The organism is Staphylococcus chromogenes (genome assembly GCF_029024625.1).
GTDB classification, from domain to species: Bacteria; Bacillota; Bacilli; order Staphylococcales; family Staphylococcaceae; genus Staphylococcus; species Staphylococcus chromogenes.
Genome location: NZ_CP118953.1, coordinates 1,097,666 through 1,112,960, shown reverse-complemented (window position 1 = coordinate 1,112,960; position 15,295 = coordinate 1,097,666). Strand labels below are relative to the sequence as shown.

The following is a 15,295-nucleotide window of genomic DNA, read 5'->3' as shown; positions in this document are numbered from 1 at the left end:
GTTATGCCTCCTCTTCAGATTGAATCTTTTTAAACGTTTTTAATGCATGATGGCTTAACATATGTTTGGGGTCCATTTCAGTTGCTAAAGAAAATCCTTGTATTGCTTCTTCAACATTTTCATTAACCATATATTTTGCCAGTGTCAGATTATACTGTGCGTCGGCATGTTTTCCATCTTTTTTTAATATTTGTTTTAATATTGGCATCGCTTCTTGAAACATTTCTAATTCACATAATAGTAATCCATATTGGAACTGTACGTCTAAGTCTTTGAAATCTTTGTCAAGTTCGGCAGCTCTCATTAAATATGGTAAAGCTTGTTTTTTTGCGTCTAATTGATAAAAAGACATTCCGACCATATAGTTAATATCTTTATTTTCTAATCCTTTTTGAATCGCTGTTTGATATAATTTAATGGCTTCTTGAAAACGTCCTTCGTTAAAATAAACATTGGCAAAATTGTAATAAATAACGCCATTATCAGGATTAAGTGTCAATGCACGTTGGAAAAATTTTTCTGCTTTTTCAATTTCTCCAGCCTCAGAAAGTAAAATACCGGAATTGATATAGTTTTCCACTTGGTCAGGATGCGCTTCGATGTTATTAAAACAAGCTTGTAAGGCTTTCTCAAATTGGCCTTGTTGAATCAATTGATGTATTTCTGTTTGTTTCATTTTTGACTCCTTTTTTGACACATTAAATAATATAACTCAATTTACCGGACTGCTTATAAACGTCGTCAATCGTTGCCCCACCAAGACAAACTTCGCCATCGTAAAACACGACAGCTTGGCCTGGAGTAATCGCTCTAACAGGTTCATCAAATGTAACTTTGATTGAATGATCATCTACGTGTGAAACTGTAACACCTGTATCTTTTTGGCGATATCTAAATTTTGCAGTACATTTCAGGGGTTCTGCTAAGTCAGTAGGATTTACAAAGGAAACATCTGAGGCAATTAAATAGTCACTATAAAGTGCTTCGTGATGAAATCCTTGCTCTACATACAACACATTTTCTTTCAAATTTTTACCTACGACAAACCAAGGATCACCATCGCCACCAATGCCTAAACCATGACGTTGGCCAATAGTATAATACATTAATCCCGCATGTTTTCCTTTGAGCTCACCATTCAAAGTGCGCATTTCACCCGATTGTGCAGGTAAGTATTGAGATAAAAAGTCTTTGAAATTTCGTTCACCTATAAAACAAATTCCTGTTGAATCTTTCTTTTTGGCAGTGGCTAAATTATGCTTTGCTGCAATTTTACGGACTTGTGATTTCTCTATATCACCAATTGGAAACATTACTTTTTGCAATTGCGCATGTGTAAGTTGATTTAAGAAATACGTTTGGTCTTTGTTATTATCCACCCCACGTAACATTTCCACATGGCCTTGGTCGTCTCTTCTTACTCTTGCATAATGACCTGTAGCCACATAGTCTGCACCTAATTTTAAAGCATGTTCTAAGAAGGCTTTAAATTTAATTTCTTTATTACACATTACATCTGGATTAGGTGTGCGTCCTTTTTTGTACTCATCTAAAAAATAGGTAAATACTTTATCCCAATAGGCTTGTTCAAAATTAACAGCATAATAAGGGATTCCTATTTGATTACATACCGCGATGACATCATTATAATCTTCTGTTGCTGTACATACGCCGTTTTCATCCGTATCGTCCCAGTTTTTCATAAAAATCCCAATGACGTCATAACCTTGTTCTTTTAACAATTGTGCAGTTACAGAACTGTCTACACCTCCTGACATTCCCACAACGACACGTGTGTTTTCATTACTCAAAGTGATTCCTCCTTAAATTTCAAATATATTTTTTGCAGTTCGACGACAATCGTTTGAATTTCTCTTTCAGTGACATTTTCATTTAGACTAATTCTTATTGAATGATTGACTTTAGGATTTTCTTCTCCATACATCGCAGATAAGACATGAGACGGAATTGTTGACCCTGCCGTACAAGCTGAACCAGAGGATACATAAACTCCTGCAATATCTAACAATGTAAGTAACGTTTCTACATCTACAAATGGAAAGTATAAGTTCACAATATGATTTGAGCTTTCAATCATTGAGCCATTGTACTCAAAAGGTATCGCCCGCTCTTGCAAATTGACGAGCAAGATTTCTTTTAAACGTGTAATGTAAATTTGATTTTCATCTCGGTTGTTTTCAGCCAACTTCATTGCAGTCGCTAAGCCTACAATCTGTGCAACATTTTCAGTACCCGCGCGTCGCTTTGTTTCTTGTTCTCCACCCATTTGTGTATATTGGATTTGTGTCCCATTTTTGACATATAATGCGCCTACTCCTTTAGGGCCACCAAATTTATGTGCTGTTAAGCTTAAGGCATCTACTTGTAAATCTTTGACATCAACAGGTAAATGACCAATAGCTTGTACTGCATCCATATGAAATAACGCTGAATAGTCACTCAAAATTTCCTGTATATCATAAACTTGTTGGACAGTGCCTACTTCGTTGTTCACTAACATAATTGAAACTAAAGTTGTATCAGGTCGCATTGCCTCTTTGAGTGCATCTAAATCTACAAGACCCTCTTCATTTACATTTAAGTAAGTCACTTCAAATCCTTGAGATTCTAAAAATTCAAAGACATGTAAGACAGAATGATGTTCAATTTTAGTTGTAATCAGATGCTTTCCTTTAGAAATATTAGCATAAGCCATCCCTTTAATTGCGGTATTATTAGATTCAGTCGCACCACTTGTAAAAATAATTTCGTTAGGATTCGCATTAAGGCATTGCGCCACTGTACGTCTTGCTTCATCTAAAAAACGTCTAGCATCACGGCCTTGCGTATGTATAGACGAAGGGTTTCCGTAATGTGTTTGATATATATTTGTCATTGCTTCTACAACTTCTGGCTTTACTGGCGTCGTCGCAGCGTAATCAGCATATACACCCATCATTCGACATTCCTTTCTCAATTTCAATGTTCCTATTTTAGCACTTGTACCATTAAATTTCTAGTGCCTCACACTAGGAATCTATGTGCAGTTTTAAGCTTAATTTAAGCATATCACTTTCTATAGAAAAGAGGAATTTTTACAAAAATTAGAATTATAAGCACATTAATGTGTATTACGGATGTGTTTTGATATAGTGAATTTAAAGGAAGTGTTATCATGTCAAAACAGTTACAGTATTCAGCGTTAAATTTAGTACCTATACGTGAAGGGTCAACTGAAAAAGAGGCTGTCCAACAGATGACTTCGCTCGCGCAACACTTAGAATCTTTAAACTTCGAAAGATATTGGATTGCTGAACATCACAATGCTCCAAATTTAGTCAGTTCAGCGACGGTAGTATTAATTCAACATTGTTTAAACGCTACGAAACAAATGCGCATTGGGTCAGGAGGTATCATGCTTCCAAATCATGCTCCCCTTGTGGTTGCTGAACAATTTGGAACTTTAAACTTATTATATGGAGATCGTGTAGATTTGGGTTTAGGTCGTGCTCCAGGGACTGATATGGCTACAGCGAATGCTTTAAGAAGAGATAAACACGATGGAGTCTATCAATTTCCAGAAGAAATAAAACAGCTTCAACAATATTTTGGACCTGAAACCAATCAAGGATATGTCAAAGCGATACCTGCAATAAATAAAAAGGTGCCTTTATATGTATTGGGTTCCTCAACTGATTCTGCTCATGTGGCTGCACGTCAGGGTTTACCCTATGTCTTTGCAGGACATTTCGCACCTCAACAAATGAAAGAAGCGCTTGCGATATATAGAGAACTCTTTGAACCTTCGGCATATCTAGATGAACCCTATATCATTGTATGTTTAAATGCAATCGTCGCAGATACAAATGATGAGGCAATGTATCTTGCTACGACACAAGCGCAAGTATTTGCAAGCATTTTAAATGGCCGTATGCAAAAAATGCAACCCCCTGTCGATAGCCTAGATACTATTTTGTCACCGAGAGAAGTAGCGATGGCTACCCATAGAATTAATGATTCATTAGTAGGAGATAAAAAAACAGTTAAACATAAAATTAACGATTTCATTCAATTTTATGGGGAAATCAATGAAATTATGGCAGTAAGTTATATTTATGATGAACAACTTCAACATCGCTCATATCAATATTTACAAGAAGTGATACAACAGATTAATACGACAACATAAAAAAACAATGGGACAGAACATCCCATTGTTTTTATTTTAGTTTTTTATTTATTGTCGCCAGAAAGTTTGTTAAATGCGTCTTTAGCTTTATCTGCTAAACCGCCTTTTTCATCTTTGTTTTCATTATTTTGACTATCTTGATACTTGTCGTAAGCATCTTTCGCTTTGTTTAAATATTCTTCACCTTGTTTTTTATCCACAATGAATACCTCCTAGTTCGAGATAGTTTATTAATACCCAAGTCCTTTTAGAATAAACATAAAATAGAGCATAATTGTAACAGAGGAAAAGTTTTAAAATTCTTCGTAAACCGCAGGATCTTGTCCCTTACGACGACCATCTTTTCTTGAAAGTTGATTAATTTTTGAAATGTCCTCTTCTGAAAGTTGAAAATCAAATATGTCGATATTTTCATGCTGTCTTACATATTTTGTCGCTTTCGGTATAGGCATCACGCCGCGTTGAATATGCCATTTTAAAACAAGTTGCGCTACGGACTTTTGATATTTTTGGGCAAGCTGTTTTAATACATCATCTTCTAAAATGCCATTGTCTCTCCCAATCGGACTCCAAGCTTGCGTTAAAATTTGGTTCTCTTTATGGAATTGAATCATTTCTTCCTGATTAAAGTAAGGATGGAGCTCTATTTGATTGATTGCTGGAAGCACACCTGTTTCTTCCTTTAATTTGTGAATGTATTCAGGTAAAAAATTACAAACACCTATCGTTCGAATGAGACCGGCTTTTTGTGCGGCAATCATTGCCTTCCAGGCTTCTACGTAAGTCCCTTGTTTCGGATTAGGCCAATGAATGAGATAAACATCAATGTAATCTACCCCTAAACGGTAGATACTTTCTTGAATGGTTTGAAATACATCATCGTAGGCTTGGTAACGCCCTGGTAGTTTAGAGATAATAGTTATGTCTTCACGGGGAATTTGACTCTTTTCGATAGCTTTGCCAACTGCCCCTTCATTTTCATAATTATAAGCTGTATCTAGAACGCGATAGCCTACTTGTAAGGCAGATTGAATCGCTTGGCTCCCTTTAACGCCATTTAATTTGTATGTGCCAAACCCAAGTTGATCAATTTGAAATCCGTCATTTAATATCACTTTTTCCATTTTGCATTCCTCCTAAAAAAATACAACAATGCCATACAATTTAAATGTCATTGTTGTATCTAAACAAAACTTAAATGTAAAACATATACCCTTCAAGTTTATCATTTTCTTGATAATCTGCTAAAGATTGTAAAGTCGTTTGATCTAGAACATCTTTAACTGCATCTCGCATTCTCAACCATAATTGTTGTTGCGCGGGTGATTCTGATTCAATGCGTTCAACAATCGTTAATGGTCCTTCTAAAAGACGAATGATATCACCGGCAGTAATTTCATCTGCTGGCATTTTTAATTCATATCCTCCTTTAGCACCTCGGACACTACGAATGAGACCAGCATTTCTTAAAGGACCAACAAGTTGTTCTAAATATAAATCGCTTAAATTATTTTCTTCTGCGATTGTTTTCAGTGACACGCATCCTGTCCCATGACGCTTTGCCAAAGCAATCATCAAAGTTAGGCCGTATCTACCTTTAGTTGAAATTTTCATGTTTATACCTCACTTATTGATATCCAATTTACTTACAATTTATCATTATTTATATTAGTATAATACTATTGTTATAAGAGTACAAATAAGAGCAAGGTCATTTGCTTAAATTTGTATAGTTTTTCTAGACATGGAGGGTTACTATGAATACTGAACCACTCGCATCCCGTATGAGACCGCAAACCATTGATGATGTGATAGGGCAATCACACCTCGTTGGTGAAAAAGGAATTATTAGGAGAATGGTCAATGCCAAACGATTATCCTCAATGATTTTTTATGGTCCCCCTGGCATAGGAAAGACGAGTATTGCACAAGCGATTGCAGGGAGCACCGCTTTTAAATTCAGACAATTAAATGCTGTCACGAATACTAAAAAGGACATGCATATGATTGTTGACGAGGCAAAAATGTCAGGTCAAGTGATCTTATTATTAGATGAAATTCATCGATTAGATAAAGCTAAACAAGATTTCTTGTTGCCTCACTTAGAAAACGGTAAAATCGTACTCATTGGTGCGACAACTTCAAACCCTTATCATGCGATTAACCCTGCCATCCGTTCACGTGCACAAATTTTTGAATTATTTCCCTTAGAAACTGAGGATATAAAAAAAGCTTTACGGAATGCTTTAAATGATGAGGAAAATGGCTTAAAATCGTATACTGCTACAATTACAGACGAAGCTTTTGAATATTTTGCAACCCAAAGTCAAGGAGATGTTCGTAGCGCTTTAAATGCATTAGAACTTGCGGTTTTAAGCGCATCCGAAACGCCTCCTCATATCACAATTCAAGATGCAGAGGATTGTTTACAACGTGGTGCATTTTTAAGCGATAAAGATGGCGATATGCATTACGACGTGATGAGTGCTTTCCAAAAATCAATACGAGGCAGTGATGTTGACGCAGCTTTACACTATTTAGCGCGCTTGATTCAAGCAGGTGATTTGCCAACAATTGCAAGACGTTTGTTAGTGATTAGTTATGAAGATATCAGCTTAGCTTCACCAGCTGCAGGACAACGTACACTCGCTGCGATAGAGTCAGCAGAACGGTTAGGCTTTCCAGAAGCAAGAATTCCATTAAGTCAAGCCGTTATCGAACTCTGTCTCTCCCCGAAATCTAACACAGCAATTCAATCTATCGATGCTGCGTTATCAGACATTCGCAAAGGTAACGCAGGACAAATTCCCGATCACCTCAAAGATGGTCATTATAGTGGCGCAAAAGAATTGGGACGTGCTACAGGATACAAGTATCCCCATAATTATGAAAATGGATATGTGGCGCAACAATACTTGCCAGACAAACTAAAAAATAAACGCTATTATCAACCTAAATTGACATCAAAAGCTGAACAACAATTTAAAGCAGTATATGATAATCTAAAGAACACATAAGGAAATGCCGTAATATCTCCAAAAAGATGGAGCTTATTACGGCATTTTTTATTTGTCTTTAATTCGTGTTAATGGAATATCTCGTGTAATATCATTACAAACATAGCTTGCAAGTATTAGGCCTACAACGCTTGGGACAAATGCATTAGAAGACGGGGGCATTTGTGCTTTTCGGTTTTGTCCATTTGCATCACCCACGATGGCTTTCACATCTTCTCGAATCACTATTGGACTTTCATCGGAAAATACCACGGGTATTCCTTTATAAATTCCTTTTCTTTTTAATTTGTTTCGAATGACTCTAGCGATAGGATCTGTATGTGTTTTCGAAATATCAGCAATTTGAAAACGTGTTGGGTCAATTTTATTTGCTGCCCCCATACTAGAAATAATTTTTATGCCTCTTTGCAAACATTGTTCCATCAAATGAACTTTATAAATAATGGTATCACTTGCATCGATAATATAATCAATATTGTAATCTTCAAATAGTTGCTCATAAGTTTCTTCAGTATAAAACATATGCAAGGGCGTTACTTTGCAATTTGGATTTATTAATTTAATCCGTTCTTCCATTAACCCCACTTTACTTTGTCCAATGGTAGTTGTTAAAGCATGAATTTGACGGTTGACATTCGTAATATCGACATCGTCTTTATCGATTAAAATAATATGACCGATATTTGTTCGCGCTAGCGCTTCAGCAGCAAATGACCCTACACCACCGACACCTAAAACAGCAACTGTTGTATTTTCTAATAATTTTAAACCTTCTTGGCCTATAGCTAATTCATTTCTAGAAAATTGATGTTTCATAATTGACTCCTTTAATCTGTTTCAGAACATAAAAATACGCAAGACTTAAAGTCTTGCGTACCGATAGAATCCGTTATGCCGTAGTTGAAAGTGCTTGATCATTTTGGCCTGCTATATACAGGTGGGTGTCCTGTTTCTTGTTTTGCACGTCCTCCTAGAGAGGCGTGTGCGCTGCAAGAAAACCTATTGGACTCCCTGATCAAAGAGTGTTAGGTCAAAATACATAAAGCGAACTTACGAACACTACAGACGACTATCTTATGCTTTAACTATATCACATTTATACTTTTTATCAAGTCATAAACGTTTAATGTTTAATGCGAAGAGATAACTCATCAAGTTGTTTTTCTGAAACTTCGCTCGGAGCATCTGTTAATAAATCAGTTGCAGATGCTGTTTTAGGGAAGGCAATCGTGTCACGAAGATTTGATGCGCCTGTTAATAACATTACTAAGCGGTCAAGACCTAATGCGATACCGCCATGTGGAGGTGCACCAAATTTAAAAGCATCTAATAAGAAACCGAATTGTTCTTGCGCGCTCTCTCCACTAAAGCCTAAAGCTTTAAACATTTTAGATTGAATTTCACCATCATGGATACGAATAGAACCTCCGCCGAGTTCAAAGCCGTTAAGAACAATGTCATACGCTTGAGCTTGAACTGTTTCTGGTGCACTTTCTAGACGATCTAAATCTTCTGGCTTTGGCGACGTAAATGGATGATGTGCTGCGACGTATCGGTGTAATTCTTCGTCATATTCAAGAAGTGGCCAGTCTGTCACCCATAAGAAGTTGAATTGATTTGGATCTAATAAATTTAACTCTTTAGCTAATTTAACACGTAGTGCACCTAAACTTTGTGCGACAACCTCCTTGGAGTCAGCAACAAATAAAACGAGGTCACCCGCTTTTGCTTGTGTCAAAGATTGAAGTTTATCAACATGCATCTCATCGAAGAAACGTGCAATCGGTCCATTTAATCCGTCTTCAACTACTTTTACCCATGCAAGACCTTTAGCTCCATAAATATTAACGAATTCAGTGAGTCCATCAATATCTTTACGTGTATATTTATCAGCTCCATCTTCTACAACGATGGCTTTCACTTGGCCACCATTTTCCACTGCGTCTTTAAAGACTTTGAAATCCATCACTTGGCCTAATTCAGACACGTCAATTAATTCCATACCAAAACGTGTATCAGGTTTATCTGAACCATAACGTTCCATCGCTTCAGCATAAGTCATACGAGGGAAAGCTTCCTCAATAGCAATCCCTTTAACGTCTTTCATCACTGATTTTAACATTTGTTCACCAAGTTGAATGACATCTTCTTGTTCAACAAAGCTCATCTCTATATCGACCTGTGTAAATTCAGGTTGACGATCCGCACGTAAATCCTCGTCGCGGAAACATTTTACAATTTGGTAATATTTGTCAAAGCCACTCATCATAAGTAATTGTTTAAACAATTGTGGTGATTGAGGCAAGGCATAAAATTCGCCTTCATGGACACGAGAAGGTACAAGGTAGTCGCGGGCACCCTCAGGTGTTGATTTTGTTAATACTGGTGTCTCGATATCATAAAATCCTGAATCATCTAAATAACGACGAATCGCCTGTGTTGTACGATGACGTAACTTAAAAGTTTGCGCAAATTGTTCACGACGCAAATCTAAATAGCGATATTTTAATCGAATATTTTCATCAACATTAAGGTTTTCATCATTAATCGAAAAAGGTGGTGTTTCAGATTTATTAATAATTGTAATTTCAGAAGCTTGAACTTCAACTTGCCCAGTTTTTATTTTAGGGTTAACTGTTTCTTCATCACGTTTTGTGACTGTTCCTTTAATTTCAACAACATATTCAGAACGAATGCGCTCTGCGATTGCTAATGCTTCTTTAGAAAAATCAGGGTTAAAAACAACTTGAACCACGCCTTCTCTATCACGTACATCAACAAATATGAGTCCTCCTAAATCGCGGCGGTTATGAACCCAACCTTTTAAAGTGACTTCTTGACCTAAATAAGACTCTGTAATAAGCCCACAATAAGTAGTACGTTGTGACATTATTCTTTTCCTCCATTAATAAATTGTGCAATTTCATTGAGTTTAATATGGTGATTTTCACCTGTTTGCATATGTTTGATTGCAACTTCGTTTGAATCAAGTTCTTGATCGCCTAATACAATGGTATAAATAGCATTGAGACGATCGGCTTGTTTCATTTGACCTTTTAATTTACGCGATAAATAATCTTTATCCACACGTATATTTTGATGTCTTAAATCATTTAATAATTTAACAGCATAATTATCTGCACGCTCACCCATAGTCGCTACAAACAAGTCTAAATGAGAAGATTGAGGAAGTTCTATACCCTCTTCCTCTAAAGCCATAAGTAAACGTTCTATGCTAAGCGCAAAACCTATACCTGTTTGTTTTGGCCCTCCTAATAGCTCTAACAAACCGTTATAACGACCGCCCCCACATAATGTAGTGATGGCTCCATCATAATTCTCACTGTCTATCATTAATTCAAAGGCTGTATGCGTATAATAATCCAAACCTCGTACAAGTGTTGGGTCAACCACATATGGGATACCTAGACGATCCAAATGACCTTTCACTTCATCGAAATAATTTTTTGAATAATCATTCAGATAGTCTGTGATTGAAGGGGCTGTTTTCATTTCGGGTTTATCTTTGTCAATTTTACAATCTAAAATTCGCATTGGATTTGTATCAATACGCTTTTGACAATCTTGACAATACGTATGAATGACAGGTTTAAAATGCGCTCTTAATGCTTCTTGATATTCTACTCGAGACTCAGCATCACCAACACTATTAATCACAAGCTTCAAATTTTTAAGCCCAAATGATTGATAAATATGCATGACTAATGCGAGTACCTCAGCATCAATACTTGGATTTTCAGCACCAATCGCTTCTATTCCAAACTGATTAAACTGACGATAGCGCCCTTTTTGTTTTCTTTCATAACGAAACATTGGCCCGTTATAATAAAGTTTGACTGGTTGATTCGGAAGACCTTGCATTTTGTTTTCAATATAGCTACGCACTGTAGCAGCAGTGCCTTCTGGACGCAACGTAATGCTACGATCACCTTTGTCTTTAAATGTATACATTTCTTTTTGAACAACGTCCGTCGAATCACCTACGCCTCTGGCAAACAAATCCGTACTTTCGAATATTGGCGTTCTAATTTCTTGGTAATTATAAACTTCCATTAATTGATGTAATTTCGTTTCTATATAACGCCATTTTGGTGAATCTTCAGGTAAAATGTCTTGAGTTCCACGAGGAATATTAATCATTCATGTATCCTCCCTTTTTATAGTCAATAAAAAAAGCCCCATGCATGTGAAATCACATACAAGGGACGTACTTTAGCCGTGTTGCCACCCTAATTTAAGTATATCAAATAAATGAAATACTCACTCTCATAGCTCATAACGTTAGCAAACCGGCTTTATTCTCATAAAGCACCTCTTCTTGTGTTCACAATAAATACTTGCAAGGTTTATATTTCAGCCAAGTATAAACTCTCTAAACATGACAATTGTACTATCGTTCAAGAATACAAACGGTTGTGATTATTAAATTCAGTATTCATCATACCTTTTTTTCATTCGCTTTTCAAGATATTAACTTAAAAAATAATTTCTAAGGCCTTCCACAATAGCATTTTCTAAAATTTGACGATGATTTTTATCTTTAATCATGACTTCATCTGTAGGGTTACTAATATAGCCGAGTTCCAATAAAACAGCTGGTGTATCTGTTTGTCTGAGAACTTGAAAATTCTCTTGACGGACACCTCTATTAGATAACATCCCTTTCCTTTGGATACTCGCATTTAAAGTTTCTGCAAGCATCTCTTGTTGTTCATGGAACCAATAAACCGTCGCCCCATTTGCCTTATTTGATTCAAGGGCATCGTTATGAATGCTAATAAAAGCATCTCCAGTAGCTTGGCGGTCTTTCAAGCGAACATATGAGTCATCCGAACGGGTTAACTTTACTTTTGCGCCTTCTTTTTCTAATTTCTTTTGAAGTTCAAGACTTGTATTTAAAGTCATATCTTTTTCCAAGGTGTTTTTACCTATTTGACTAGAGGCCCCTTGGTCACTGCCTCCGTGACCAGGATCAATCACAATTGTTTTACCTTTTAGTGGTTTAGCATTTGGATTTTCATCTTCTTTAATATCTAAATTAGTATGCCAACCTGCAATCCAACCTTTTTGATTTCCCTCATATGAGGCTACTTCAACCCATTTGCCATCACGGCCAATAACTTTAAAGGCGTCACCCTCACGTACATTGAATAGCACTGGAAAACTTGCATTAGGACCTGTGCGAATTTCGGCATCTTCTTTCAAATAAATTTTATTATCCGCATCATCTTTTATTGCATTTATGACCACGAGCAATATAAAAACTAACGCTATTAAAATAGCACCAAAATAAAAGCGTTTAGGTTCTATATTCTTAGTGCGGAGCCATTTTTCAAATTGTTTCATAAAATCTTGCCATTTTCACTTTCATAGATGATTGTGATAGGTCCATCATTTTGTATATCCACTAACATATCTGTGCCAAATTCACCTGTGACTACATTTAAGTTATAAGTCTTCAAGTATTGATTAAACAACTCATAAAGCGCATTCGCTTCCTCTGGTGATTTTGCTTTTGAAAACCCTGGTCTATTTCCTTTTTTTACATCAGCATATAAAGTAAATTGGGAAATAGATAATATTTCACCTTCAATTTGTTGAATGTTGAGGTTGAGTTTACCGGATTCGTCTTCAAATAACCGAGCATTAGCTATTTTTTTGGCTAAGGCTTCAGCATCTTTTTCAGTTGAATGCTCACCCACTCCTACAAAAAGACAAAATCCTTGGTTGATATTGCGTTCTATATTTTTGTTGCGAACACTTGCAGATTTGACTCTTTGAACAACGATTTTCATACTTTGCACTCCTAATTCCATACTCTTGATACGGTATAAACATCACCGAGTTGCTTTATTTTATCAGCAACTTTAAATACTTCATTTACATTTTTAACCATAATACTCAGATTAATCACTGCATTTTTATCTATGTCTGATCGACCGGACACTTTGACGAGATTGCTAGAAGTACTATTAACGGCTTGTAACACTTCGTTAAGTAAACCATTACGATCATAGGCTGTGACTTCAAGATCCACCTGATACTTTTGAGAGGCATCTTTGGATTTCACCCATTCCACATCGATGAGTCTTTCCGTTTCGTTTTGAATATTAGGACAATCTGTACGATGGACTTTAATGCCATGTCCTTTCGTAATATAGCCCACGATTTTATCACCTGGAATAGGGTTACAGCATTTTGAAAGTTTGATTAAAACATTATCTAATCCTTCCACGTACACGCCTGAGTCTGTCGTGATATGATCTTTAATAGGAACAGACTTTGTCACTGATTGTGCTTGATTCAAAGCTTTTTGCTTATTTTCAATTCGAATACGCTCTGTGAGTTTATTAACAATTTGACTCGATGTAACACCACCAAATCCAACGGCTGCGTATAAATCATCTTCATTAGCAAAGTTATATTTGTCATTGACCACTTTCAAATTACGCTCTGTTAAGACTTCTTCTACTTTGAATCCTTGCTCTTTAATTTCTGCTTCAATCATGAACTTCCCTTTTTCAATATTTGAAGAACGATCCTGCTTTTTAAAGAAACTTTTAATTTTACTTTTAGCGCTTGAAGAACGCACTATTTTCAACCAATCTCTACTCGGGCCATAAGAATGTTTACTCGTGCGAATTTCCACAATGTCACCAGTTTGAAGTACATAATCTATAGGCACAATTTTGCCATTAACTTTGGCACCTATCATTTTATTACCCACTTCACTATGAATCGCATAGGCGAAATCTATAGGAACCGCGCCGTAAGGTAATTCAATAACATCACTCGCAGGTGTAAATGCATACACTTTATCGCTTTGTAAATCAAATTTAAGAGATTCCATAAATTCTTGTGCATCGGAAGAGGTATGGTCTTGTTCAGCGATATCTTTTAGCCAGTTCAATTTTTTATGGTAAGTTTCGCTATCTTTATCGACTTTTTTCCCCTCTTTATATGCCCAATGCGCCGCCACACCATGTTCTGCAATTTCATGCATTTCGTATGTACGAATTTGAATTTCTAGAGGATCTCCATTAGGTCCAACGACAGTGGTATGTAATGATTGATACATATTTTGTTTAGGCATTGCGATATAATCTTTAAATCGGCCTGGCATAGGTTTCCAAAGTGTATGAACTAAACCTAATACTGCATAACAATCTTTAATTGATGAAACGATGACGCGCACTGCTAAAAGATCAAAAATTTGATCGAATTGCTTCTTTTGCTTCATCATTTTGCGATAAATACTGTAGATATGTTTAGGTCTACCGCTTATATCTCCTTCAATTTGCATCATGTTCATTTCTTTTCTTATATTTTCAATTGCGTTATCGATATAAGCTTCACGTTCACTACGCTTTTTTCTCATTAAATTGACAATTCTAAAGTATTGAACATTATCAATATAGCGCAATGCAATATCTTCAAGTTCCCATTTAATCGTATTAATCCCTAATCGGTGCGCTAGAGGCGCATAGATTTCTAATGTTTCCTTTGAAATACGAACTTGTTTCTCTCTAGGCATTGCTCTAAGTGTACGCATATTATGTAGGCGATCAGCTAATTTTACTAAAATAACGCGTACGTCTTTAGCAATCGCAATGAAAAGTTTACGATGATTTTCTGCTTGCTGCTCTTCTTTAGAACGGTATTTAACTTTTTTTAATTTTGTTACACCATCCACAATTGTTGCGACTTCTTCATTGAACATATCAACAACATCATCAAATGTATAAGGTGTATCTTCAATAACATCATGCAAAAAGCCCGCTACAATGGTTGGTCCATCGAGTCGCATTTCTGTAAGTATCCCTGCAACTTGGATGGGATGCATAATATAAGGTAAACCATTTTTACGAAATTGACCTTCATGTGCTTTATAGGCAATCTGATAACTTTTTAAAACGTACTCGTATTCTCTCTTATCTAAATACGTTTTTGCTTTATATAAAACTTCATCAGCACTATAAGGATATTCGTTATTCATACAGGGCACCCCCATCTTTTAAATAATACTTCTATCATACTACATGATTATCAAGAATTGAACTGTATTCTA

Annotated in this window: 14 protein-coding genes and 1 other RNA gene; 2 read left to right on the top strand and 13 right to left on the bottom strand. The window is 36.1% G+C overall.

Annotated features, from left to right (window positions below; genetic code table 11):
* Position 1: 1 nt before the first annotated feature.
* From PYW36_RS05425 to PYW36_RS05415, 3 genes are read right to left on the bottom strand one after another with little or no spacing between them, the layout of a single operon-like run.
* Positions 2-676, bottom strand: a complete 675-nt coding sequence (locus PYW36_RS05425; protein WP_103159036.1) for a tetratricopeptide repeat protein — start codon at positions 674-676, stop codon at positions 2-4.
* A gap of 22 nt (positions 677-698) precedes the next feature.
* Entirely contained in the window at positions 699-1,811 is a 1,113-nt protein-coding gene (gene mnmA, locus PYW36_RS05420; protein WP_103159037.1) for a tRNA 2-thiouridine(34) synthase MnmA, read from the bottom strand.
* The gene (locus tag PYW36_RS05415) at positions 1,808-2,956 is read right to left on the bottom strand and encodes a cysteine desulfurase family protein (protein ID WP_103159038.1); all 1,149 of its coding nucleotides are present in this window, start codon (positions 2,954-2,956) and stop codon (positions 1,808-1,810) included. The genes mnmA and PYW36_RS05415 overlap by 4 nt, the downstream gene beginning before the upstream one ends.
* Before the next feature lie 219 nt (positions 2,957-3,175).
* Between PYW36_RS05415 and PYW36_RS05410 the strand changes: the two genes are divergently transcribed.
* Positions 3,176-4,189 (top strand): LLM class flavin-dependent oxidoreductase, encoded by a 1,014-nt coding sequence (locus PYW36_RS05410; protein ID WP_103159039.1) that lies wholly within the window; start codon positions 3,176-3,178, stop codon positions 4,187-4,189.
* 44 nt (positions 4,190-4,233) lie between these two features.
* Here the strand turns inward: PYW36_RS05410 and PYW36_RS05405 are convergent, their stop codons facing one another.
* The 3 genes from PYW36_RS05405 to cymR all read right to left on the bottom strand — a co-directional run bounded on the left by PYW36_RS05405 (position 4,234) and on the right by cymR (position 5,803).
* Complete coding sequence (locus tag PYW36_RS05405; protein WP_165806095.1) at positions 4,234-4,389, bottom strand: hypothetical protein; 156 nt, start codon at positions 4,387-4,389, stop codon at positions 4,234-4,236.
* Positions 4,390-4,482: 93 nt separating this feature from the next.
* Positions 4,483-5,313, bottom strand: a complete 831-nt coding sequence (locus PYW36_RS05400; protein ID WP_103159040.1) for an aldo/keto reductase — start codon at positions 5,311-5,313, stop codon at positions 4,483-4,485.
* 70 nt (positions 5,314-5,383) lie between these two features.
* Positions 5,384-5,803, bottom strand: a complete 420-nt coding sequence (cymR, locus tag PYW36_RS05395; protein ID WP_037574180.1) for a cysteine metabolism transcriptional regulator CymR — start codon at positions 5,801-5,803, stop codon at positions 5,384-5,386.
* A 143-nt stretch (positions 5,804-5,946) separates the two neighbouring features.
* On the opposite strand from cymR, the gene PYW36_RS05390 reads away from it, so the two are divergent.
* On the top strand, positions 5,947-7,206 hold the full coding sequence (locus PYW36_RS05390; RefSeq protein WP_103159041.1) for a replication-associated recombination protein A: 1,260 nt from the start codon (positions 5,947-5,949) through the stop codon (positions 7,204-7,206).
* Positions 7,207-7,254: 48 nt separating this feature from the next.
* Here the strand turns inward: PYW36_RS05390 and PYW36_RS05385 are convergent, their stop codons facing one another.
* The 7 genes from PYW36_RS05385 to PYW36_RS05355 form a co-directional block, all read right to left on the bottom strand.
* Positions 7,255-8,022, bottom strand: coding sequence for a tRNA threonylcarbamoyladenosine dehydratase (locus tag PYW36_RS05385; protein WP_037574186.1), 768 nt, complete (start codon positions 8,020-8,022; stop codon positions 7,255-7,257).
* Positions 8,023-8,085: 63 nt separating this feature from the next.
* A non-coding RNA gene (ssrS, locus tag PYW36_RS05380) (6S RNA) lies at positions 8,086-8,277 on the bottom strand.
* 52 nt (positions 8,278-8,329) lie between these two features.
* Positions 8,330-10,096 carry an aspartate--tRNA ligase gene (aspS, locus tag PYW36_RS05375; protein ID WP_103159042.1) on the bottom strand — a complete coding sequence of 589 codons (1,767 nt, stop codon included), beginning with the start codon at positions 10,094-10,096 and terminating at the stop codon, positions 8,330-8,332.
* Positions 10,096-11,367, bottom strand: coding sequence for a histidine--tRNA ligase (hisS, locus tag PYW36_RS05370; protein WP_103159043.1), 1,272 nt, complete (start codon positions 11,365-11,367; stop codon positions 10,096-10,098). Before hisS ends, aspS begins: the two co-directional genes overlap by 1 nt.
* A gap of 330 nt (positions 11,368-11,697) precedes the next feature.
* Entirely contained in the window at positions 11,698-12,573 is an 876-nt protein-coding gene (locus PYW36_RS05365; protein WP_103159044.1) for an N-acetylmuramoyl-L-alanine amidase family protein, read from the bottom strand.
* Positions 12,570-13,022 carry a D-aminoacyl-tRNA deacylase gene (gene dtd / locus PYW36_RS05360; RefSeq protein ID WP_103159045.1) on the bottom strand — a complete coding sequence of 151 codons (453 nt, stop codon included), beginning with the start codon at positions 13,020-13,022 and terminating at the stop codon, positions 12,570-12,572. The genes PYW36_RS05365 and dtd overlap by 4 nt, the downstream gene beginning before the upstream one ends.
* A gap of 11 nt (positions 13,023-13,033) precedes the next feature.
* Positions 13,034-15,223: a RelA/SpoT family protein gene (locus PYW36_RS05355; protein ID WP_037574201.1), complete on the bottom strand. Its 2,190-nt coding sequence runs from the start codon at positions 15,221-15,223 to the stop codon at positions 13,034-13,036.
* Positions 15,224-15,295: the final 72 nt, after the last annotated feature.

Excerpts from the sequence above, each read along its gene's own strand:
- PYW36_RS05425 (WP_103159036.1), bottom strand. The coding sequence starts at position 676 with ATGAAACAAACAGAAATACATCAATTGATTCAACAAGGCCAATTTGAG.
- PYW36_RS05415 (WP_103159038.1), bottom strand. The coding sequence starts at position 2,956 with ATGGGTGTATATGCTGATTACGCTGCGACGACGCCAGTAAAGCCAGAA.
- PYW36_RS05410 (WP_103159039.1), top strand. The coding sequence starts at position 3,176 with ATGTCAAAACAGTTACAGTATTCAGCGTTAAATTTAGTACCTATACGT.
- PYW36_RS05400 (WP_103159040.1), bottom strand. The coding sequence starts at position 5,313 with ATGGAAAAAGTGATATTAAATGACGGATTTCAAATTGATCAACTTGGG.
- cymR (WP_037574180.1), bottom strand. The coding sequence starts at position 5,803 with ATGAAAATTTCAACTAAAGGTAGATACGGCCTAACTTTGATGATTGCT.
- PYW36_RS05390 (WP_103159041.1), top strand. The coding sequence starts at position 5,947 with ATGAATACTGAACCACTCGCATCCCGTATGAGACCGCAAACCATTGAT.
- PYW36_RS05385 (WP_037574186.1), bottom strand. The coding sequence starts at position 8,022 with ATGAAACATCAATTTTCTAGAAATGAATTAGCTATAGGCCAAGAAGGT.
- aspS (WP_103159042.1), bottom strand. The coding sequence starts at position 10,096 with ATGTCACAACGTACTACTTATTGTGGGCTTATTACAGAGTCTTATTTA.
- hisS (WP_103159043.1), bottom strand. The coding sequence starts at position 11,367 with ATGATTAATATTCCTCGTGGAACTCAAGACATTTTACCTGAAGATTCA.
- PYW36_RS05365 (WP_103159044.1), bottom strand. The coding sequence starts at position 12,573 with ATGAAACAATTTGAAAAATGGCTCCGCACTAAGAATATAGAACCTAAA.
- dtd (WP_103159045.1), bottom strand. The coding sequence starts at position 13,022 with ATGAAAATCGTTGTTCAAAGAGTCAAATCTGCAAGTGTTCGCAACAAA.
- PYW36_RS05355 (WP_037574201.1), bottom strand. The coding sequence starts at position 15,223 with ATGAATAACGAATATCCTTATAGTGCTGATGAAGTTTTATATAAAGCA.